The sequence below is a fragment of the Microbacterium sp. NPDC055903 genome (assembly GCF_053615555.1).
Genome location: NZ_JBSHCA010000002.1, coordinates 624,392 through 645,448 on the forward strand (window position 1 = coordinate 624,392; position 21,057 = coordinate 645,448).

At 68.2% G+C, this 21,057-nt stretch carries 25 protein-coding genes; 7 read left to right on the forward strand and 18 right to left on the reverse strand.

Features of this window, described 5'->3' with window-relative positions; translation table 11 throughout:
• Positions 1-657, forward strand: a complete 657-nt coding sequence (locus tag ACWGJP_RS12425) for a response regulator transcription factor (protein WP_452330087.1) — start codon at positions 1-3, stop codon at positions 655-657.
• Here the strand turns inward: ACWGJP_RS12425 and dprA are convergent.
• The 8 genes from dprA to ACWGJP_RS12465 form a co-directional block, all read right to left on the reverse strand.
• The gene (gene dprA, locus ACWGJP_RS12430) at positions 642-1,850 is read right to left on the reverse strand and encodes a DNA-processing protein DprA (RefSeq protein WP_452330088.1); all 1,209 of its coding nucleotides are present in this window, start codon (positions 1,848-1,850) and stop codon (positions 642-644) included. The two genes, ACWGJP_RS12425 and dprA, sit on opposite strands and share 16 nt — an antisense overlap.
• Positions 1,847-3,376: a YifB family Mg chelatase-like AAA ATPase gene (locus ACWGJP_RS12435; protein ID WP_452330089.1), complete on the reverse strand. Its 1,530-nt coding sequence runs from the start codon at positions 3,374-3,376 to the stop codon at positions 1,847-1,849. Before ACWGJP_RS12435 ends, dprA begins: the two co-directional genes overlap by 4 nt.
• On the reverse strand, positions 3,373-3,735 hold the full coding sequence (locus ACWGJP_RS12440) for a YraN family protein (RefSeq protein WP_452330090.1): 363 nt from the start codon (positions 3,733-3,735) through the stop codon (positions 3,373-3,375). The genes ACWGJP_RS12435 and ACWGJP_RS12440 overlap by 4 nt, the downstream gene beginning before the upstream one ends.
• A gap of 104 nt (positions 3,736-3,839) precedes the next feature.
• Positions 3,840-4,166, reverse strand: coding sequence for a DUF2469 family protein (locus ACWGJP_RS12445; RefSeq protein WP_452330091.1), 327 nt, complete (start codon positions 4,164-4,166; stop codon positions 3,840-3,842).
• Between the two features lie 47 nt (positions 4,167-4,213).
• A complete protein-coding gene (locus ACWGJP_RS12450) occupies positions 4,214-4,876 on the reverse strand; it encodes a ribonuclease HII (RefSeq protein WP_452330092.1) in 663 nt (220 codons plus the stop codon).
• Complete coding sequence (gene lepB / locus ACWGJP_RS12455) at positions 4,876-5,601, reverse strand: signal peptidase I (RefSeq protein ID WP_452330093.1); 726 nt, start codon at positions 5,599-5,601, stop codon at positions 4,876-4,878. The genes ACWGJP_RS12450 and lepB overlap by 1 nt, the downstream gene beginning before the upstream one ends.
• 120 nt (positions 5,602-5,721) lie before the next feature.
• Entirely contained in the window at positions 5,722-6,069 is a 348-nt protein-coding gene (gene rplS, locus ACWGJP_RS12460; protein ID WP_452330094.1) for a 50S ribosomal protein L19, read from the reverse strand.
• 165 nt (positions 6,070-6,234) lie between these two features.
• On the reverse strand, positions 6,235-6,729 hold the full coding sequence (locus ACWGJP_RS12465; protein WP_452330095.1) for an MFS transporter permease: 495 nt from the start codon (positions 6,727-6,729) through the stop codon (positions 6,235-6,237).
• A gap of 107 nt (positions 6,730-6,836) precedes the next feature.
• Here ACWGJP_RS12465 and map point away from each other — a divergent pair, with 107 nt between their 5' ends.
• A complete protein-coding gene (gene map, locus ACWGJP_RS12470; protein WP_452330096.1) occupies positions 6,837-7,619 on the forward strand; it encodes a type I methionyl aminopeptidase in 783 nt (260 codons plus the stop codon).
• Positions 7,620-7,689: 70 nt separating this feature from the next.
• On the opposite strand, the gene trmD is transcribed toward map, so the two are convergent.
• From trmD to rpsP, 4 genes are read right to left on the reverse strand one after another with little or no spacing between them, the layout of a single operon-like run.
• A complete protein-coding gene (gene trmD, locus ACWGJP_RS12475; protein WP_452330097.1) occupies positions 7,690-8,406 on the reverse strand; it encodes a tRNA (guanosine(37)-N1)-methyltransferase TrmD in 717 nt (238 codons plus the stop codon).
• A gap of 18 nt (positions 8,407-8,424) precedes the next feature.
• Positions 8,425-9,018 carry a ribosome maturation factor RimM gene (gene rimM, locus ACWGJP_RS12480; protein WP_452330098.1) on the reverse strand — a complete coding sequence of 198 codons (594 nt, stop codon included), beginning with the start codon at positions 9,016-9,018 and terminating at the stop codon, positions 8,425-8,427.
• A gap of 1 nt (position 9,019) precedes the next feature.
• On the reverse strand, positions 9,020-9,250 hold the full coding sequence (locus ACWGJP_RS12485) for an RNA-binding protein (RefSeq protein WP_452330099.1): 231 nt from the start codon (positions 9,248-9,250) through the stop codon (positions 9,020-9,022).
• A 6-nt stretch (positions 9,251-9,256) separates the two neighbouring features.
• Complete coding sequence (gene rpsP, locus ACWGJP_RS12490; protein WP_452330100.1) at positions 9,257-9,688, reverse strand: 30S ribosomal protein S16; 432 nt, start codon at positions 9,686-9,688, stop codon at positions 9,257-9,259.
• Positions 9,689-9,900: 212 nt separating this feature from the next.
• Here rpsP and ACWGJP_RS12495 point away from each other — a divergent pair, with 212 nt between their 5' ends.
• The gene (locus ACWGJP_RS12495) at positions 9,901-11,049 is read left to right on the forward strand and encodes a glutamate--cysteine ligase (RefSeq protein ID WP_452330101.1); all 1,149 of its coding nucleotides are present in this window, start codon (positions 9,901-9,903) and stop codon (positions 11,047-11,049) included.
• 9 nt (positions 11,050-11,058) lie between these two features.
• On the opposite strand, the gene ACWGJP_RS12500 is transcribed toward ACWGJP_RS12495, so the two are convergent.
• Positions 11,059-12,039 carry a sugar-binding transcriptional regulator gene (locus ACWGJP_RS12500; protein ID WP_452330102.1) on the reverse strand — a complete coding sequence of 327 codons (981 nt, stop codon included), beginning with the start codon at positions 12,037-12,039 and terminating at the stop codon, positions 11,059-11,061.
• A gap of 106 nt (positions 12,040-12,145) precedes the next feature.
• Between ACWGJP_RS12500 and ACWGJP_RS12505 the strand changes: the two genes are divergently transcribed.
• Both ACWGJP_RS12505 and glpK read left to right on the forward strand, forming a co-directional pair.
• The gene (locus ACWGJP_RS12505) at positions 12,146-13,855 is read left to right on the forward strand and encodes a glycerol-3-phosphate dehydrogenase/oxidase (protein ID WP_452330103.1); all 1,710 of its coding nucleotides are present in this window, start codon (positions 12,146-12,148) and stop codon (positions 13,853-13,855) included.
• A 63-nt stretch (positions 13,856-13,918) separates the two neighbouring features.
• Positions 13,919-15,433 carry a glycerol kinase GlpK gene (gene glpK, locus ACWGJP_RS12510; protein ID WP_452330104.1) on the forward strand — a complete coding sequence of 505 codons (1,515 nt, stop codon included), beginning with the start codon at positions 13,919-13,921 and terminating at the stop codon, positions 15,431-15,433.
• A 53-nt stretch (positions 15,434-15,486) separates the two neighbouring features.
• Here the strand turns inward: glpK and ffh are convergent, their stop codons facing one another.
• From ffh to ACWGJP_RS12530, 4 genes are all read right to left on the reverse strand, one after another.
• Positions 15,487-17,043 carry a signal recognition particle protein gene (ffh, locus tag ACWGJP_RS12515; RefSeq protein ID WP_452330105.1) on the reverse strand — a complete coding sequence of 519 codons (1,557 nt, stop codon included), beginning with the start codon at positions 17,041-17,043 and terminating at the stop codon, positions 15,487-15,489.
• A 13-nt stretch (positions 17,044-17,056) separates the two neighbouring features.
• Positions 17,057-17,557, reverse strand: a complete 501-nt coding sequence (locus ACWGJP_RS12520) for an RNA polymerase sigma factor (RefSeq protein ID WP_452330106.1) — start codon at positions 17,555-17,557, stop codon at positions 17,057-17,059.
• Positions 17,554-18,189: a hypothetical protein gene (locus tag ACWGJP_RS12525; RefSeq protein WP_452330107.1), complete on the reverse strand. Its 636-nt coding sequence runs from the start codon at positions 18,187-18,189 to the stop codon at positions 17,554-17,556. Before ACWGJP_RS12525 ends, ACWGJP_RS12520 begins: the two co-directional genes overlap by 4 nt.
• Before the next feature lie 67 nt (positions 18,190-18,256).
• The gene (locus ACWGJP_RS12530) at positions 18,257-18,844 is read right to left on the reverse strand and encodes a TetR/AcrR family transcriptional regulator (RefSeq protein WP_452330108.1); all 588 of its coding nucleotides are present in this window, start codon (positions 18,842-18,844) and stop codon (positions 18,257-18,259) included.
• Between the two features lie 61 nt (positions 18,845-18,905).
• Between ACWGJP_RS12530 and lipB the strand changes: the two genes are divergently transcribed.
• Positions 18,906-19,544 carry a lipoyl(octanoyl) transferase LipB gene (gene lipB / locus ACWGJP_RS12535; protein WP_452330109.1) on the forward strand — a complete coding sequence of 213 codons (639 nt, stop codon included), beginning with the start codon at positions 18,906-18,908 and terminating at the stop codon, positions 19,542-19,544.
• On the forward strand, positions 19,541-20,533 hold the full coding sequence (gene lipA, locus ACWGJP_RS12540; protein WP_452330110.1) for a lipoyl synthase: 993 nt from the start codon (positions 19,541-19,543) through the stop codon (positions 20,531-20,533). The genes lipB and lipA overlap by 4 nt, the downstream gene beginning before the upstream one ends.
• Positions 20,534-20,543: 10 nt before the next feature.
• Here the strand turns inward: lipA and ACWGJP_RS12545 are convergent, their stop codons facing one another.
• The gene (locus ACWGJP_RS12545) at positions 20,544-21,044 is read right to left on the reverse strand and encodes a DUF2004 domain-containing protein (protein ID WP_452330111.1); all 501 of its coding nucleotides are present in this window, start codon (positions 21,042-21,044) and stop codon (positions 20,544-20,546) included.
• Between the last annotated feature and the right edge of the window lie 13 nt (positions 21,045-21,057).

Consider the following 21,057-nt stretch of genomic DNA (forward strand, 5'->3'; position numbering starts at 1 on the left):
ATGGCCTCCATCCTCATCGCCGACGACGAGACCAGGATCTCCGGATTCATCGAGAAGGGTCTGCGCGCAGCGGGCTTCGCCACCCGCGTCGCCGGCACCGGTCCCGAGGCGCTGGCCCTGGCGCTGAGCGATGAGTTCGATCTCATGGTGCTCGACGTGAATCTGCCAGGGTTCGATGGTTTCCACGTTCTCGACCAGCTCCGCGGATCGGGATCGAGGCTCCCCGTGATCATGCTCACGGCCCGTGTGGAGCTGCACGACACGATCGCCGGCCTGGAGGGCGGGGCGGATGACTACCTGGGCAAGCCGTTCCGCTTCGACGAACTGCTCGCACGCATCCGTCTTCGGATGCGCAGGGACGAGCCGGGCGCGAGCAACGACCTCGTCCACGGCGACCTGCACCTGGACATCCGGAGCAGGCGCGCGCGGATCGGCGAGCACGCCGTGGAGCTCTCGGCCAGGGAGTTCGCCCTCGCCGAGGAGCTCGTGCGGCATGCCGGGCAGGTCCTCAGCCGAGAGCAGCTGCTGAGCCGGGTCTGGGGATACGACTTCGATCCCGGTTCGAACGTCGCGGACGTGTACATCGGCTACCTCCGCCAGAAGCTGGGCTCGGGCCGCATCGAGACCGTGCGCGGCGTGGGCTACCGTCTGGTCTGAGCGCACCGCACCCACCCGCTTTGCATCCGACGGACGGCCTCGTCGAGTTCGAGCATCCCGAGCACCGAACGCACCTCCGCCTGCGACATCCCCGCGCGACGCGCGATCTCGTGCACGTCGAGGCCCGTTCGAGAGCTCAGGGCGTCGAGCACGCGGATCGATGCCGCGTCCCGCGGCGGCGCGCTGCGCACGTCGACGCCGGAGGAATCGCCCCAGAGCTCGCGCACCTCGGACGCCGAGGTCACACAACGGGCGTCGTACTCCCTGAGCAGTCGATGACAGCCCGCTGAAGCCGGCGATGAGACAGGGCCGGGCACCGCGCCGAGCGGTCGTCCGATCGCAGCGGCATGACCTGCCGTGTTCAGGGAGCCGCTTCTGATGCCGGCCTCGACGACAACCGTGGCATCTCCGAGCGCGGCGATCAGGCGGTTGCGCGAGAGGAACCGCCATTTCGTCGGGGCTGTTCCGCAGGGGACCTCGGCGACGACCGCCCCGGAGACGGCGATCCGCTCGAACAGCTGGTGATGGCCCATCGGATACGGCCGATCCACGCCTCCCGCCAGAACCGCGACGGTTCCGCCCCCCGCGCTCAACGCAGCGCGATGCGCTGCTCCGTCGATGCCGTACGCGCCGCCGGAGACGATGACCACGCCGCCTCCCGCGAGATCACCGGCGATCTCCCCCGTCGTCTGGTCGCCGTAGCTGCTGGACGCCCTCGCCCCGACGATCGATGCCAGCTTCGCGCCGCGCAGCCGTCCGGGATCGCCGCGTACCCAGAGGACGGTCGGCGCATGGGCGCCGAGGTCATCGAGCGGGGTCGGCCATTCGGGGTCTCCGGGGAGCAGGAGACGCACGCCGGCCTCCGAGGCGGTCGCGAGGGCAGACCGCACCGCCGTCGCATCGGCCCTCGGCTGCCAGCGGGCACGCGCCTCGCGCAGCATCCGTTCTCCGCCGGCTCCCCCCAGCGCCGAGACGGCTTCTTCGATCTCGCGGGGAGCAGGCGCTTGCGCCATCCCCACGAACAGCGCGCGTCTGGCCCCCAGCCCGGCGACCAGCCCGCCCGCCACTCCGTCGCCCGGCTCCGCGACGACCGACCACGCTGCTCGCGCGACGACCTCATCGGGGTCGCCGTCCGGATGCACGCGCGCTGCCAGCCGCTCGAGGCCTGGATCACGCAACAGGTCCTTGATCATGCGCTCGCTCCCTTCTTCAAGAACAGGGCTCTGCCCAGCTCACCGTGCCCGGGCGCATCTCTTCCCGCGAGATCCGCGAGCGTCCAGGCCAATCGCAGCGTGCGGTCGTAGCCGCGGAGGGTGAGCGCACCACGCTCCAGCGCCCGGTCCAGGGGCGCCCTCACATCAGACGCGAGCCGAAGATCGCCTTGCCTCAGCCAAGTGCCCGAGACCTCGGCGTTGACCCTCCATGGCGTCTCGCGCAGCCTGTGCGCGGCTCTCGCCCGCGCCTCCTCGACGCGTGCCTTGGCCTGGGCGGAACTCACGGACCCGCCCTCCATGGATGTCGCCCTGGCGGCAGACACTCTGGCGATCCTGAGCTCGACGTCCACCCGGTCCCGCAGCGGTCCCGAGAGACGCATGGCGTATCGACGGATCGCGATCGACGGGCATGCGCACTCGGCACCACGGACTCCGTAGTTGCCGCAGGGGCACGGGTTCATCGCCAGGACGAGCTGGAAACGCGCAGGGAATCGTGCGGTGAAGCCCGCCCTGTGGATGTCGATCACCCCGGATTCGAGCGGTTGCCTCAGGGCATCCAGCGCGCTGCGCGCGAACTCCGTCGCCTCGTCGAGGAACAGCAGGCCCCTGTGCGCACGGACGATCGCCCCGGGGCGGACTGCCCGCGATCCGCCCCCGACCAGCGCCGCGGCGGAGGCGGTGTGGTGCGGCGCCTCGATCGGCGGCACCGTGTTCAGCGCGGAGACGGGCATCCCGGACAGCGATCGGATCGACGCGACCTCGAGCGCCTCCTGCTCGGTCAACTCGGGAAGGATCCCTGGAATCCGCTGGGCGAGCATCGTCTTGCCTGCTCCCGGAGGTCCGCTCATGAGCACATGGTGTCCGCCTGCCGCCGCCGTGATGAGAGCCTCCACCGAGTCCTCCTGACCGATCACCTCGGACAGATCGAGCACCGGCCGTTCCGGCTCCGGGCGCTCCGAGGAGGCGAACGGCTCGACGTCCGGCACGTCCACATCGGCGCCGTGCCACGCGGCCACCTGCGCCAGGGAGACGGCCGGGCGCACGTCGATACCGCTCACGAGACGCCCCTCGGCGAGATTGGCGTGCGGCACCACGACGCGGGAGAAGCCCGCTCGCCGGGCGGCGAAGACCGCCGGAAGGATGCCGGGAACCGGACGGACTCGTCCGTCGAGGCCCAGCTCCCCGATGTGCACGGTGTCGGCGATCGATGCCGCGTTGAGGGCGCCGCTCGTCGCGAGCGCCGCCGTCGCAACGCCGAGGTCGAAACCCGAGCCCTGTTTCGGGAGGCTCGCCGGGGAGAGGTTGACCGTCAGTCGACGAGCGGGCAGCTCGAGGCCGGCGTTCTTGCACGCGTTGTGCACGCGCTGGGTCGCCTCCCCCAACGACTTGTCCGGCAGGCCGATGATGTGGAAGTCCGGCCTCTGATTCGAGAGATCCGCCTCCACCTCGACGAGGTGTCCCTCCACACCTGTCAGGGCGACCGCCCAGGTCCGCACGGCGCTCATCGCAGATCGACCAGGTGCTCGAGCGCGGCCGAGGAGACATCGGCGCCGATGATCCCGATCGCCTCCAACCGAAGGCGGGTGTAGCGCGTCTGCACGGGGTGCGCCAGCACCCACGAATGACCGAGCCGCCACAGGCGGCGGAGCTTGCGGTCGTCGAGCGCCTCGAAGGGATGCCCGTAGCGGGTGCTGGTCCTCGTCTTCACCTCGACGATGCAGAGGCATCCGCCTTCGCGGGCCACGATGTCGATCTCGCCATCGGGGCACCGCCAGTTGCGATCGAGGATCTCGTATCCGATCGATTCGAGATGCCGGACCGCTCGTCGCTCACCCGCTCTGCCGAGGTCGTCTTTCGCTGCCATGAGCACAGCATGCGATCACGACGAGAAACGTCACCCCGGGCGATCCGCCGGATCTACGGCACGCGGGAAGAACAGGCCGCGCGGAATCGTCTGTGCAGAGCGGGTCACTTGCCGTCGAGCGAGAGTTCCTCAGGCAGTTCGAACTCCCGGCGCTGCAGCTCCTCGACGTTGACGTCCTTGAACGTCAGGACGCGCACGGCCTTCACGAAGCGGTCGGCACGGTAGATATCCCACACCCAGACGTCGCTCATGGAGATCTCGAAATAGAAATCGTGCTCCGTGTCGCGACGCACGACGTTGACCTCGTTGGCCAGATAGAAGCGGCGTTCCGTCTCGACGACGTACTGGAACTGCTGTACGACATCGCGGTACTCGCGGAACAGCGCGAGCTCGAGTTCGCGGTCGTAGTCGTCGAAGGCTTCCTCATCCATGATTCCTCCATCCTACGAGGCGCACCGCACCTCGTACGCCGCCGAGATCAGAACAGCGTCGGCGCCGCATCGCCGATCGCCCAGGACGCCCGGTGGAACGGCGAGAGGCCGGACGCGCGGATGGCGGCCCGATGCTCAGCGCTCGCGTATCCCTTGTTCCGATTCCACTGGTACGGGGGATGCTCCTCATGCAGCCGGGTCATCAGATCGTCCCTGGCCACCTTGGCGATCACCGAGGCCACCGACACCGATGCGCAGTCGCGGTCGGCCTTGATGATCGGCCGCACACGCAGCGGATCGGGGTGCACGGCCGAGACGTAGTCGTGGTTGCCGTCGAGGAGCACGAGCGCGCCTTCCAGAGCCACTCCTTGGGCCGCGACGGCGAGCACGGCTCGCGATGCTGCGAGCCCCAGCGCGCGCATGATCCCGACCTCGTCGACCTCGGAGGCGCTCGCCCAGCCGACGGCGGACGCCGGGACCCAGGCCGCCGCACGGGATGCCACATCGGGCCGGCGCTTCTCGCTGACGAGCTTCGAGTCCCGCAATCCCTCCGGAACCCGTCTGCGGGCCCCCGCGGCATCCATCACCGCAGCGCCGACGGCGACCGGTCCGGCAAGCGCTCCCCTGCCCACCTCATCGAGCCCGATGACGAGCGCATGGTCCTTCAGCAGCGACCGCTCCAGGCGCAGCGTGGGGACGGCGACGGACATCACGGCTCGGGCACCCCGTTGAAGACGTCGTGATGACCGTCGATCGCACCGAGTCTGTTCAGCGGCCACGTGGTCACGAATGCCTTGCCCACGACGTTCTCCAGCGGCACGAACCCCCCGCCGGGGAGATCCTGGTGGGCGCGCGCGTCCTGGGAGCGGTTGCGGTTGTCGCCGAGGAGCCAGAGCATCCCCTCCGGCACCGTGACGTCGAACGGCTGCTCGGAGGCCAGTGTGCTCCCCTCCGGAAGGTTCAGATAGGAGGACTCGTCGATCGGAGCCCCGTTGATCGTGACCTGGCCGAGCTCGTTGCAGCAGACGACATGGTCGCCGGGCAGACCGATGATCCGCTTGACGAGATGATCCTGGGAGTCGGAGGCGGAGAGGCCGATGAAGGTCAGCACGGCGTCGACGGCGGCGATCAGCGGGGGCTGAGCCGGCTCCTGCACCGCGGCGGGCAGCCATCCGCCCGGATCCTGGAAGACGACCACATCGCCGCGCTCGTATCCCGTCCATCGGGGAGTCAGCTCGTCCACGAGGATCCGGTCGTTCACGAGCAGAGTGCGCTCCATCGAACCGGACGGGATGTAGAACGAGCGGACCACGAAGGTCTTGACCAGGAACGACACCAGAGCCGCGATCAGCACGATGACGAGGATGTCGCGCAGGAAGATCAGGAAGCCACGCCGCTTCTTCAGCACCGGTGCGGGGGTGGGCTCAGACGTCATCGCATTCCTTCACGGGGATACACGCCGCACGGGCGGCACACTCAAGGTTCGCATACTCGGGCTGAAAGAAAGCACCCCGGGACGAGGACGTCCCGGGGTGCTTCGAGGAAGCGGCGCTGATCAGCGGTCGCGCTTCTCCTTGATCTTCGCCTTCTTGCCGCGCAGCTGACGCAGGTAGTAGAGCTTCGCACGGCGGACGTCACCGCGGGTGACGACCTCGATGTGGTCGATCACCGGCGAGTGCACGGGGAAGGTGCGCTCCACGCCGACCTGGAAGCTGATCTTGCGGACGGTGAACGTCTCGCGCACGCCGTCGCCGGAGCGGCCGATGACGACGCCCTGGAAGACCTGGATACGGGAGCGGTTGCCCTCGGTGATGTTCACGTGCACCTTGACGGTGTCACCGGGGAAGAACTCGGGGATGTCCGAGCGGAGCGAAGCCGCGTCGACGGCATCGAGGATCTGCATGATCGTCTACTCTCTGCATCCGCCACAGGTCGGGTGCAAGCTGGAAGGAATACGTTGGTGGTGTGCCGTACGGCGCTGGATGCGTCCGCGGGCTCCCCTGAGGCAGAGCCGGTCACGGCACAAGGAACTATTCTGCCATGGATCCCACGGCCCACCAAACGCGGCTCAGCGTTCGGAGGACGGCTTCTCCTGGATGATGAAGACCTCGCTGGCACCGCTGCGCTCCGGCTGAGCCTCCTCATCGATACGGGTGTTCCACGCCGCGGTCTCGACACGGATGCCGCCGGCGCCCCGCGCCTCGCTCCACAGCTGCCAGAGCGAGAGCCAGAACAGGGCGAGCGCTGCGATGATCGCGCCGGTGAGGGCGAGGCCGAACCATGCCTGGGGATAGAAGCCGACCGTGATCGTCAGAGCATGCCAGAGGCCGAAGCCGGCGACGTCCCACCAGGAAACCGCCCTGCTCACGCGCACGGACGGCCGCGAGCGGACGAGGAGGGTGAGCACGAGCTGACCGAGGAAGACAGAGGGGATCGCGATGAAGATGGTGCCGAGGAACGCCCAGCCGCCGGCGTTGAAGACGCCCCAGCCGATCAGCAGCCACAGCGGCAGCACGAATGCGGCCGGGAAGAGCCACCGGAAGAACGCCTGTCGCACCCACATGCTCCGATCGTACGTCGCCGTACGCTCGCGTATCGAGGTGTTCGCTGAGAGCGGGCGGAGGAGCACACCGGATGATCGGGGAGAATGGAGAGGACGAGAGGAACACCATGATCGAACTGCGCACTCCAGCCGAGATCGATGAGATGCGCGCAGCAGGGCGATTCGTCGCCGAGACGCTCGCAGCGCTGAGGAACGACACGAAGGTCGGGACGAACCTGTTGTCGATCGACCGGCGCGCGCACGAGCTGATCCGCAAGGCGGGCGCGGAATCCTGCTACATCGACTACGCGCCCTCCTTCGGTCGTGGCCCCTTCGGCAAGGTCATCTGCACCTCCGTCAACGACGCCGTGCTCCATGGGCTGCCTTTCGACTACACGCTGCGCGACGGCGACCTCGTCACCCTCGACTTCGCGGTCTCCGTGGACGGGTGGGTCGCCGACTCCGCGGTCTCCTTCGTCGTCGGCACGGCCCGCGAGGAGGATCTCCGACTCATCGAGACGACCGAGCGCGCTCTCGATGCCGCGATCTCCGCCGCCGTGGTCGGCAACCGCATCGGCGACATCTCGGCATCCATCGCCCAGATCGCGCACGGCGAGGGCTACTCGATCAACACGGACTTCGGCGGTCACGGCGTCGGCCGCACGATGCACGGCGACCCTCACGTCGCGAACGACGGCAGGGCCGGTCGCGGTTTCCCCCTGCGCGACGGTCTCGTCCTGGCCCTCGAGCCCTGGTTCCTCGCGACGACGGACGAACTGATCACGGACCCGGACGGCTGGACACTGCGCAGCGCCGATGGATCCCGCGGAGCGCATTCCGAGCACACGGTCGCGATCACCGCGGACGGGCCGATCATCCTCACCGACCGCTCGTTCCTCGGCGTCGACTGACACGACCACGCGGCGGGCCGGCGGCGGAACAGCGTGCGCGCGGCGACGGCAACCCGCACATCGCCGTCGATCACGCGTCGCGGACGCCGGTCCGATCGTCCTCGGCGAGCAGATCGGGACGCCGCGATCGGGTGCGCTCGATCTGCTGTTCGCGTCGCCAGGTCGCAATCGCCCCGTGGTTCCCGCTCAACAGGATCTCGGGCACGCCTCTGTCCCGCCAGATCGAGGGCTTGGTGTACGAGGGGTACTCGAGCAGGCCGTCCTCATGCGATTCCTCGACGAGGCTCTCAGGGTTGCCGACCACACCGGGGATGAGCCTGCCGATGGCCTCGATCATCGCCATCACCGCCACCTCTCCCCCGTTCAGGACGTAATCGCCGAGGCTGACCAGTCGCACCTCGCCGAGGTCGGCCGCGTACTCGAAGACGCGCTCATCGATGCCCTCGTAGCGGCCGCAGCCGAAGACGAGGTGCTCGCGCGTGGCGAGATCGCGTGCGGTCGCCTGCGTGAAGACCTCCCCGGCCGGCGAAGGGAAGATGATGGTCGGCGGCGAATCGGAGGCGCCCGCGAGCTCGTCCAGCGCGAGCCCCCAGGGCTCGGGCTTCATCACCATGCCGGCGCCGCCCCCGTAGGGGGTGTCGTCGACGGTGCGATGCCGATCGCTCGTCCAGTCGCGCAGGTCGCGCACGTTCAGCTCGATGATTCCGGCATCCTGTGCCTTGCCGAGCAGCGAGAGGGTCAGCGCATCGAAATACGACGGGAAGATCGAGACGACGTCGAAGCGCACGGGTTCAGGATAGCCGGGTCAGGACTCGACGGCAGGCTGCTCGTCGACGTCGGGAAGCTCTTCGAAGAGCCCGGCAGGAGGCGTGACGACGACACGTCCGGCCGCGATGTCGACGGTGGGGACGATGGCCTCCACGAAAGGCACCATGATCTCCGCATCACCGTCGGATGCCGAGACAGGTCGCACGATGAGGAGATCCTGCGCGGGGAGATGCTCGACGCGCACGACGCGGCCCACGATCTGCTCGTCACGGACGACGTCGAGTCCCGTGAGCTGGTGGTCGTACCAGGCGTTCTCCTCGGGCTCCGCGTCCTCGTGGTCGATCCAGAGGATCGCCCTGACGAGGCCCTCGGCTGCCGTGCGGTCGTCGATGTCCTCGAAGAACACGACCGAGTTGCCGTTCATCACCCGGTACTCGCGGACCGTGATGGTCTTGCCGTGCCACGGAGATGCCTCTGGCACCTGCAACGTGAACTCCGCCCCCGGGACGAAGCGTCCTTCGGGATCGTCGGTGTACAGTTCGAGCTTGAGGGCGCCCTTCAGACCATGCGCCTTGACCAGGCGACCGACGCGCAGCTGGTTCTTGCCCTGGTTCCGGTCCTTCGCCACCACGTCAGTCGTCCGCGACGTCGACGCGGACGCGACGCCCGTCGGCGAGGGCCGTGATGAGTGCGCGAAGGGCCTTCGCGGTGCGACCGCCGCGCCCGATCACGCGTCCACGATCGTCGGGGTGCACACGCACCTCGAGGAGATCGCCTCGCGGCGACGTGGATTCGGTGATGCGGACGTCGTCAGGATGATCGACGATCCCCTTGACGACGTGCTCGAGCGCGGCGGCCAGCACGACGGATTACTCTGCGTCCGCGGCGGGAGCCTCAGCGGCCTCCGCGTCGGCGGCGGGAGCCTCCTCAGCGGGAGCCTCCTCCTTCTTCTCCGCCTTGGGCTTGATGACCGACTTCTTGGCGGAGTCCGCCTCGAAGGCGACCTTGTCGTCGGCGACCTTGAGGGTGGACTTCGCGTCCTTGTCGCCCTTGAACCGACCCCAGTCGCCGGTGATCTTGAGGATCGCCGCGACCTGCTCGGTCGGCTGCGCGCCGACGGACAGCCAGTACTGCGCGCGCTCGGAGTCGACCTCGATGAACGAGGGCTCCTCGGTGGGGTGGTACTTGCCGATCTCCTCGATCACGCGACCATCGCGCTTGGTGCGCGAGTCGGCGACGACGATGCGGTAGTAGGGCGCACGGATCTTGCCCAGGCGCTTGAGACGAATCTTGACAGCCACGATTCTCCTGAATGGTGTGGAAGGAAGTATGAACCGATCGCCTGGAGAGTGGGGTGCACTCCCGGCGGAAGCTCTGCGGGAGGACATGCGCGCTGGATAGAGGGTCGAGCGAGCCGTCCGACCCTCTATTCTGCCAGATGGGACGGCGGTGCGCGAAACGCGGTGTGTCCCTGCGCGTCGGCCTGCGCCCGCGTGCGTGCGAGACTTTGGTCGTGACCATCGAGTTCGCCGATTCCGCCCGCTCCACGGTGGGCATCGAGTGGGAGATCATGCTCGCCGATCCGCAGACCGGCGACCTCGTCGGCCGTGCGCCGGAGATGCTCGCCGACCTGGAGGAGGCGAGCGCCCCCGAGCGCCACACCGTCACCGGTGAACTGCTCACGAACACCATCGAGGTGACGAGTGGCATCGGGGAGACGGTCGCGCACGCGATCGGCGACATCTCGGCGGCCATCGCCGCGGTTCGATCGGCGACAGATCCGGCGGGGATCGCATTGCTCTCCGCCGGGAGCCATCCCTTCGCGCAGTGGTTCGACCAGCAGATCACAGACAAGACGCGCTACCACAAGCTCATCGAGCGCACCCAGTGGTGGGGCCGCAACATGATGATCTGGGGCATCCATGTGCACGTCGGCGTGGAGGATCGCGAGAAGGTCCTCCCGCTCATCGCCGCGCTGTCCTGCTATCTCCCCCATCTCCAGGCGCTGTCGGCGTCGAGCCCGTTCTGGGCCGGCGAGCGGACCGGATACGCGTCGAACCGCGCGCTCGTCTTCCAGCAGCTGCCGACGGCCGGCCTGCCGTGGCCGCTGCCCGATTGGGCGTCCTTCGAGCGCTATCTCGACGACATGATCCGCACCGGTGTGATGGCCGACGCCTCCGAAGTCCGCTGGGACATCAGGCCCGCCCCCCGGTGGGGGACGATCGAGGTGCGCGCCTGCGACGGGATGTCGACGCTCCGCGAGCTCGCCTCGGTCGCGGCGCTCGTGCAGGTGCTCGTCGAGGACTTCTCGCGCCGGCTCGACGCCGGCGAAGCATTGCCGACGATGCCGCCCTGGTTCCATCGCGAGAACAAGTGGAGAGCCGCCCGCTACGGCATGGATGCGCGACTCATCGTGGATGGCACCGGCGCCCAGGCGCCGGTGCGCGAGCATCTGGCCGAGCTGGTGTCGCGGCTCGCGCCGGTGGCGCGCGATCTGGGATGCGACGCGGAGCTCGCGAGCATCGGAAGCATCCTGGCATCCGGGGCGAGCTATGAGCGCCAGCTCGCCGTGGCCGATGCCGCCGGTGGAGACCTGCGCGGCATCGTCCACCATCTGATCCGCGAGTTCCGATCGGGGCCCTCCGCCCCGACGACGCCGTGACGGAGGCTCTCAGCCGTCGTGATCCTCCACGAGGCGCCGCGCGAGGCCCTCGTCCAGAACGACGTCCGTGACCAGTCCGGCGCGCAGCGCGGCCGTCAGCCCTGAGAGCTTCGCCGGATCCGACACGACGCACAGCCGGCGGGGAACCCGGCGCAACCTGTCCAGGCCAGGACCGGTAGCCCTGGCATTGAGCCTGATGTCCTCCCAGGAGCCGTCTGCGCGGTAGAAGACAGTGGCGATGTCGCCCACCGCCCGATCCTCGCGAAGACTCCGATAGTCCTCACGTCCGAGATAGCCGCCGACATACACACGGCTCGGCACGGATGCGGTGGGCGAGCCGAGCCCGAACACGGCGACGTCCATCTTGGACTGCAGGTTCAGGACGCGCCGCGTGCTGCGCTCGCGCCACATGGCCTCCTTCGTGAGCGGGTCGTCGAAGAATGCCGGTACCGGGAACTGATGGACCTGTGCGCCGAAGGCGGAGCCGAACCGCTGCAGGATGTCGCTGGCGTACTCGACGCCGCTCGTCTGCGTGTTCCCCGCGCCGTTGAGCTGCACGAAGTGCGTGTTCCCGGTCTCCTTCTGAGTGAGCGCCCTGCTGACGGCGCTGATCGTCGACCCCCATGCGACGCCGATGATCATGTTCGACTCGACGAGCTGCGAGAGCACGTGGCCTGCGGTGCGTGCGACCCTGTCCAGCCGCTCCACCTCGCTGACGATGTCGGCCATCGGCACGATGTGGGCCACCACCTTGAACCGTTCCCGCACCCGGTGCTCGAGGCTGCCGAGACGTTCGAACGGCGAGACGATCCTGATGTCGACGAGACCCGCTTCGCGGGCGAGATCGAGCAGGCGGGAGACCGTCGACCTGGACGTGCCGAGTTCCGCGGCGATGACCTCCATCGTCTTGTCCTGCATGTAGTACAGCTGCGCAGCCGTGAGCGCGGCGTGCAGCCGCGCGTCACCGGACCGTGCGGAATCCTGGCTCATGGGCGTCCTCCTCCGGAATTCTTGCACATACGTGCAATCGGCTTGCGCCTCCTGTTCATCGGGTCGAGGCTGGAGCAGAATCGCAGGAAGCAGGGGAAGGACCGGGATGACCGAGGCGGCAGACGACGCACCTGAGCGCGCAGAAGTCCGAAGCGTCAGGACGGCTGGTCGCACGACCGTGCTGCTGATCGGTGGAGGCATCAACGGGATCTCCGCCTTCCGCGACCTCGCGCTGCAGGGCGTCGACGTGCTCCTGGTCGAGCGCGGCGATTTCGCCTCTGGCGCGTCCGCGGCGTCCAGCCACATGATCCACGGAGGCATCCGCTACCTCGAGAACGGCGAGTTCCGCCTCGTGCGCGAGTCCGTCCAGGAGCGCAACGGGCTGCTACGGATCGCTCCGCACTACGTGAAGCCCCTGCAGACGACCATCCCGATCTACTCGACGTTCTCCGGAATCCTCGCCGCTCCGCTCCGTTTCCTCACGCACCGCAGCGGCAAACCGCAGGAGCGCGGCGCGTTCCTGATCAAGATCGGGCTCACCCTCTACGACCTGTTCTCGCGCGACGGCGGAACGGTCCCCCGTCACCGCTTCCTCGGCAGAACGAAGTCGCTCCAGGAGCTGCCCGCGCTCGACCCCGCGGTCAAGTACACCGCCACGTACTTCGACGCATCCATGCACGACCCGGAACGGCTTGCGCTGGACGTGCTGCAGGATGCTCGTGCCGCGCACCCCGGCGCACGCGCCCTCAACTACGTCGAGGCCGTCGCACGGACGGCTGAGGGGATCGTGCTGCGCGACCGCGAGAGCGGCACGGAGTTCACCGTGTCCGCCGACGTCGTCGTGAACACCTCCGGGCCCTGGACCGATCTGACCAACGAAGCGCTCGGCGCCGCCACGCGGTTCATGGGAGGCACCAAGGGCTCTCATATCGTGCTCGATCATCCCGAGCTCCTCGAGGCGACGGCCGGGCGGGAGATCTTCTTCGAGCACTCCGACGGCCGGATCGTGCTCATCTACCCGCTGAAGGGCCGTGTGCTCGTCGGGACCACCGACATCGACGCCGATCCCCGCGAGACGCCGGTGTGCACGGAGGAGGAGATCGACTACTTCTTCGATCTCATCCACCATGTCTTCCCGCAGATCGCCGTATCGCGCGAGCAGATCGTGTTCAGCTTCTCGGGCATCCGCCCGCTCCCCCGTCACGAGGACACGGCCCCGGGCTTCGTCTCCCGGGATTACCGCATCGAGGTGGATGCCTCGGGCCCCGTTCCGCTCGTGAGCCTCATCGGCGGGAAGTGGACCACGTTCCGCGCCCTGGGCGAGTCGGTCGGCGACGTGGTGCTCGAACTGCTGGGACGCGAGCGATCCGTCTCGACGCTCGGCATGCAGATCGGCGGCGGCAGGGAATATCCCCGCACGCCTCGCGCGCGTCTTTCCTGGATCCGCGAGCGCCTCGCCGGAGCGGGCGAGCGCGGAGAGCAGCTCCTCGTGCGCTACGGAACCCGCGCGGCGGATGTCTGGGAACGCATCGCTCGGTCTGACGACGAAGGACTCGCCTCGGGGGCCCTCTCGACCGGTGAGCTGGCGTGGATGGTCGAGAACGAGATGGTGACACGGCTCGAGGACGTGGTCCTGCGCCGGACGAGCATCGCGTTCACCGGGGACGCCGACGCGGCAGCACTGGATGAGATCGGCGTCGCGCTCGCCGGACTGCTCGGCTGGGACGAGGAACGCCGCCGCCAGGAGGTCGAGTCGACCAGAGTCCTGCTCAACACGCGCCACGGCCTTTCGATCCCCGCCGTCAGCACACGCTGATCGGACGATAACCGGCCGCCCCGGGCAGGGGCATAATCGAACACGTTCAGAGGAGAACCACAGATGGCCGACCACATCCTCGCGATCGATCAGGGCACGACGTCGAGCCGCGCGATCATCTTCGACAAGAGCGGCACCATCGTCGCCGCTGGCCAGAAGGAGCACGAGCAGATCCTGCCCAGAGCAGGCTGGGTCGAGCACGACGCCGCCGAGATCTGGCGGAACGTGCAGGAGGTCATCGGGCTCGCGCTCACCCGCGCGCACCTCACTCGTCACGACATCGCATCCGTTGGCATCACGAATCAGCGCGAGACCGCCGTCGTGTGGGACCGCACGACGGGCGAGCCGGTGTACAACGCGATCGTGTGGCAGGACACCCGCACCCAGGAGATCGTCGACCGGCTCGCATCCGATGGCGGGCTCGACCGCTTCAAATCGATCGCCGGTCTTCCCCTCGCGACCTACTTCTCGGGCACGAAGATCGCCTGGATCCTGGAGAACGTCGACGGCGCGAGGCAGAAGGCCGAGTCCGGCGACCTGATCTTCGGCACGACCGACAGCTGGGTGCTGTGGAACCTGACCGGAGGCGTCGACGGAGGCGTCCACGCGACGGATGTCACGAACGCCTCACGCACGCTCTTCATGGATCTGGAGACCCTCGAGTGGCGCGACGACATCCTCGAGGCTTTCGGGGTTCCCCGCTCGATGATGCCGGAGATCCGCTCCTCCTCCGAGATCTACGGCCACGCGGAGAGCTCCTCCCTGCTGCGGGAGACGCCCATCGCCGGCATCCTCGGCGACCAGCAGGCGGCCACGTTCGGACAGGCCGCCTTCGCCGCCGGGGAGAGCAAGAACACGTACGGCACGGGGTGCTTCCTGATCTTCAACACCGGCGAGGAGATGGTGCACTCGAAGAACGGGCTGTTGACCACCGTCGCCTACAAGCTCGGCGACCAGGCCCCGCACTATGCGCTCGAGGGTTCCATCGCGGTGACCGGTTCGCTGATCCAGTGGTTGCGCGACCAATTGGGGATCATCGAGACCGCCCCGCAGGTCGAGGAGCTCGCCGAGCAAGTCGACGACAACGGGGGCGTGTACATCGTCCCCGCCTTCTCCGGGCTCTATGCGCCGTACTGGCGTTCGGACGCCCGCGGCGCGATCGTCGGTCTCACCCGCTACGCGAACAAGAGCCACATCGCCCGCGCCGCGCTGGAAGCGGTCGCGTATCAGACGCGCGACGTGCTGGACGCGGTCAACGCCGATGCCGGGGTGGATCTCACCGAGCTCAAGGTGGACGGTGGCATGGTCGCCAACGATGCGCTCATGCAGTTCCAGGCGGATGTGCTCGGAGTGCCCGTCGTGCGTCCCGTGGTCGCCGAGACGACCGCGCTCGGTGCCGCGTACGCCGCGGGCCTCGCCGTCGGTTTCTGGAAGGACCTGGGAGAGCTCAGCGCGAACTGGCAGGAGGATCGCCGATGGGAGCCGAACCTCGAGGCGGCCGAGCGCGACCGCCTGCTTCGCCTCTGGCGCAAGGCGGTCACCAAGTCCATGGACTGGGTCGACGACGACGTGCGGTGACGCCCGCATGAGAAAGGACCGACCGAGTTTCTCCCGGTCGGCCCTTCGCGTTCTCAGCTCTTACCGAAGAGCTTCTGGATCTCCGCGAGATCGGCTTCGCTCGGGGCGGCCTGTCCTCCGCCGAGCCCGAAGCCCGAGCCGGTGGGCGCCGCGTTCGCGACACGACCGGCGTTCTCCGCTGCGCGCTTGGCCGGGTTGCCCGAGCGCGAGCCGCCGGAGGACTTGCCCTTCTTGCCCCGCTTGGACGAGGCACCAGGGCGACCCATGCCCGGCACGGGACCCATGCCGGGGATGTTCGGGGTGCCCCCGCGCGCGACGGTCTTCATCATCTTGGCGGCCTGCTCGAAACGCTGCACGAGCTGATTGACATCGGTCACCGTCATGCCGGAACCACGCGCGATGCGCAGGCGCCGCGAGCCGTTCAGCACCTTCGGGTTGCGACGCTCGCCGGGCGTCATCGAACGGATGATCGCCTCGGTGCGGTCGATCTCCCGCTCGTCGAAGTCCTCCAGCTGCTGCTTCATCTGGCCCATGCCGGGGAGCATGCCCAGCATCTTCTTCATCGAGCCCATCTTCTTCATCTGCTGAAGCTGGTCGAGGAAGTCTTCGAGCGTGAAGGCCTCGTTGGCGAGCTTCTCGGCGACCTTTCGCGCCTCCTCCTCGTCGAAGGCCTGCTGCGCCTGCTCGATGAGGGTGAGGATGTCGCCGAGGTCGAGGATGCGGCTCGCCATGCGGTCGGGGTGGAAGGGCTCGAGGTCGTCGAGATTCTCGCCGGTGGAGGCGAAGATGATGGGGCGGCCGGTCACCGAGGCCACCGACAGCGCCGCACCGCCTCGCGCGTCGCCGTCGAGCTTCGAGAGGACGACGCCGGTGAAGTCCACGCCCTCCTGGAACGCCTTGGCCGTGTTGACGGCATCCTGACCGATCATGGCGTCGATGACGAAGAGCACCTCGTCGGGCTGAACGGCCTTGCGGATGTCGGCGGCCTGCTTCATGAGCTCCGCATCGACGCCGAGTCGGCCGGCGGTGTCGATGATGACCACGTCGTGCTGCTGACGACGAGCGTGCTCGACGCCGTCACGGGATACCTTGACCGGATCGCCGACGCCGTTGCCCGGTTCCGGAGCATAGATCGTCGCTCCGGCCTGCTGCGCGACGACCTGCAGCTGGTTCACGGCGTTGGGACGCTGGAGGTCGGCCGCGACGAGCAGCGGCGTGTGACCGTCCTTCTCGAGCTGCTTGGCGAGCTTGCCGGCGAAGGTGGTCTTACCCGAACCCTGGAGGCCGGCGAGCATGATCACCGTCGGCGGCGTCTTGGCGAACTCGAGCCGGCGCTGCTCGCCGCCGAGGATGCCGACGAGTTCCTCGTTGACGATCTGCACGACCTGCTGCGCAGGATTGAGCGCCTTGTTCACCTCATCGCCGAGCGCGCGCTCGCGCACCTTGGCGGTGAAGTCCTTGACCACCTGCAGCGCGACGTCGGCGTCGAGCAGCGCCCGCCGGATCTCGCGGACGGTGCCGTCGACGTCGGCCGCAGTGAGCTTTCCCTTCGTGCGAAGGTTGCGGAAGGTCTCGGTGAGCCGATCGGAGAGCGTGCCAAAGGTAGCCATGGTGCTCTCGATTCTACGCGAGCGGCGCCTCCACGCTCAGCGCGGCCCTGAGCTGCTCTCGCGCGCGCTGGTACCGCCCCCGCGCGGTCGAGTCGGGGATGCCGAGGAGCTCCGCCGCATCGGCGATGCTCAGCCGCTCCCAGTGCACCAGGCGCACGAGCTCGGCGAGCTCCGGACCGAGGCGCTCGATGGCGTCGCGCACCTCGGCGCCCTCGTCCGCCGGTGGGGCCGTACCCGCGCCTGCGTTGTGACCGCGTATGCGATCCGCCAGCGCCCATCGACGCCGCTGGCCCCTGGCGTGGTTCTGGAGTGTCCCCCTGGCGATGCCGAACAGCCACATCCTGGCCCGCTCGGGGTCGGAAGGGAGCTCGCGCACGCGCCGCCAGGCGATGACCATGGTCTCGCCGAGGAGGTCCGGCGCTTCGTCGGCGTCCGTGCGACGCTGCAGGTAGGCGAGCAGATCGGCGGCGGATGCTTCGAGCACCATCGTCAGCGGCTCGTCGCGGCGGCTCACTCCTCGCCGCCCTCTCCGCCCCAGTCCTCGTTCTCGCAGTGGAGCTGGCTGTGCGCCTCGCTTCCGGCCAGAGCCTCGCTGTCGTAGCCGTGGGCGACGAGCTCGGCATGCAATGCCTCGCCCAGCGCCTGTTCGTGCGCCGTCCAGGCGTTGAGGTCTGGAAGACGCGGATCGGTCGGCTCGCCGGAGGCGATCTGCTCCGTCTGGCTCGCCTCCAGGACGTCGAGGTGATGATCGATGAAGGGCGCAGCGGCGGCCTCGACGTCCGTCGTCGCGAACCACTCGTCGATGATCCGGTTCACGTCGGCCTGGATGAAGACGTCGGGGGTCTCGTAACCACTGAATCGGATCTCGCACTGGCCCCATGTGGGAGCCGTATAGGTGTAGCTGCGGTCCGGGTTGTTCAGGCCCTCGCCCCAGAGCCAATCTCCGGATGCCGTCGCGACTCCCGCCCCGCCGAGCATCAGCAGCGCGAGCACACCGGTGGCCAGCGCGGTCTTCTTCGCGCAAGGTCGATCCGGCACGACCTCCGCTCGCGCATCCGTGATCATCGCGCGGAACTCCGCCTGCGCGACCTCGGCCGCCGCCGGTGCCGATGCATCCAGGAGCTGATCCAGTCGATCCCCGTTCATGAGTTCCTCCTCCGTGGTGGGTTCACTCATGACATGTCCGGCATCCGCGTTTTCGTCCGCGGAGCGCTCAGATCCGCCAGGGAAGATCGTGGATCGTGGCGAGGGCCTCCAGGAGAACAGCCTCTGGGGAGCTCAGACCTGCGCCCTGCTCCGCCCAGACGCGCAACGAGGAGAGTACGGCGGCCGCGTGCGCAGCGCCGAGGATGTCCGCCTTGATCTCATCGATTCCTGCGAAGGCGGCGGCAGAGGAGACCGCACCCGCCAGCCTCGCGTGCCGCAATCCCGTATCTCGGACGAGCTCCTCCGTGAGCCCCATGGCCTGCGCGTTGCGCAGCGCGAGCGCCAGCGGATCGGGCGCGAAATCTCGCACCACGAGCAGCAGGATCGCACGCACGGCATCGCCCGTCGCGCCGCTGCCGAGGACGTCGAGGGAGCGGATGGCGTGGTCGAGGCGTTCGTCGATCCCGGACCACAGCACGTCGGATTTCGAGGAGAAGTAGTTGAAGAAGCTGGAGCGGCTCACACCCGCCCTGCGGGTGATGTCCGCGACCGACGTCGCCTCATAGCCCTGCTCGAGGAAGAGCTCGCAGGCCGCCTCGGCGAGCGTCTCGCGGGATGAGGCGCGGGGACGGCCTGCTCTGGAGTCGGAGGTCACCCTCCCACCGTACCGCCGAGGTATTGTTAGACCGCATCCAATAATTCACGGAAGGATGATCGTGCTCGATATCGTCACGGCCGGGCTCGCACCGGCATACGTCCCCTATCTGGACGGCTGGGACCTGCAGCGCCGCATCCACGCGGATGTCGTGGACGGCACCCGCGCAGACACACTGATCCTCCTCGAGCACGAGGCGGTGTACACGGCGGGCAAGCGCACCGAACCGCAGGAGCGTCCGACCGACGGCACACCCGTGATCGATGTGGACCGGGGAGGGAAGATCACCTGGCACGGGCCGGGACAGCTCGTCGGCTATCCGATCGTGCGCCTGCCCGAGCCCATGGATGTCGTCGCGCACGTGCGCCGCCTGGAGCGTCTGCTCATCGAGATCCTCCGTCCGCTCGGAGTGGACGGCTATCAGGTCGAAGGTCGCAGCGGCGTCTGGGTTCGGCGCCCCCTCGGCGAGGACAAGGTCGCCGCCATCGGCGTGCGCGTCCAGCAGGGCGTGACGATGCACGGATTCGCGATCAACTGCGACAACACCCTGGCCGGGTTCCGCGGGATCGTCCCCTGCGGCATCACGGATGCCGGAGTGACGACCGTCAGCGAGGTGGTCGGGGCCAACGTCTCCCCCGCGCACATCTTCGCGGCGGTCGCGGATGCCTTCACCGCCGAGTACGCGGGCGTCGTCGCGTGAGCGCCGCAGCGCCGGAGGGCCGTAAGCTCCTTCGTCTGGAGATCCGCAACGCCGAGACCCCCATCGAGCGCAAGCCGGAGTGGATCAGGACCAAGGCGAAGATGGGGCCGGAGTACACCGCCCTCCAGTCGCTCGTGAAGAGCGAGGATCTGCACACCGTGTGCCAGGAAGCGGGCTGTCCGAACATCTTCGAGTGCTGGGAGGACAAGGAGGCCACGTTCCTCATCGGCGGTTCGCAGTGCACGAGAAGGTGCGACTTCTGCCAGATCGACACGGGCAAGCCGGATGCCTACGACACGGATGAGCCTCGCCGGGTCGCCGAGAGCGTCGCCAGGATGGGCCTGCGCTACGCGACGGTCACCAGTGTGGCCCGTGACGACCTCCCCGACACCGGAGCATGGCTGAATGCCGAGACGGTGCGGCGGATCCACGCCGTCAACCCGAACACCGGGGTCGAGCTGTTGGCCAACGAGCACAACGCGGACCCCGCCTTCCTCGGGCAGATCTTCGACGCCCGCCCCGAGGTCTTCGCGCACAACGTGGAGACCGTGCCGCGGATCTTCAAGCGCATCAGGCCGGCCTTCCGCTACGAGCGCTCACTGAACGTCCTGACGCAGGCGCGGGATGCCGGGCTCATCACGAAGTCCAACCTGATCCTCGGCATGGGCGAAGAGCCGGAGGAGGTCGTCCAGGCGTTGCAGGACCTGCATGACGCCGGCTGCGACATCATCACCATCACGCAGTACCTGCGTCCCTCCCCCCGGCACCTGCCCGTCTCGCGGTGGGTGAAGCCCGACGAGTTCGTCGCGTTCAAGGCGGAGGCGGAGCGGATCGGGTTCCTGGGAGTGCTCGCGGGCCCGCTCGTGCGCTCCTCGTATCGGGCGGGGAGGCTCTGGGCGCAGTCGATGATCTCCAAGGGCAGGGAGATCCCCGCCCATCTCGCGCACATCGCCGTCGACGTCGAACGGGGATTCGCGCAGGCGGTGTGAGGCGCCGCCCTCAGTCCGCGCTCATGACGGACTGCACGGACCCGTCGGAGGAGAGATTCACGAGGAGCACATCGTCCGTGTCATCGGCGTCCAGCGCGTATTCGAGCACCGCGAACGGCTCGGAGCCGCCGTGCTCGTCGGCGAGGATGGTCATGCTCATCAGGCGGAGCGAACGGATGATGTCGACCGCAGCATCGCCGGAGAAATCCACCAGCACATCGGCGAGATCGTCACCGTAGGTCTCCTGCTGCTGGAGGATGTACTCGGTCACCTCGCTGGTGCGATCGTCGACCTCGGCGAGCATCCCCCGCCGCGCTGTCGCATCGACGTCCTCGAGTCCGGAGATGAGCGCCGCGGCGATGTCGAGTGCGTCTTGAGACACGTCGTCCTGATCGGGGGCCGTGAGGTCCACCGTCACGGACTGATCGCCGAGATCCACCGTCTCCGACCAGAAGATCGAGCCGTCCGGTCCGGAGGAGAGGAGCCCGAAGTAGTCGTGTTCGATCGCCATACCGCTATGAAAC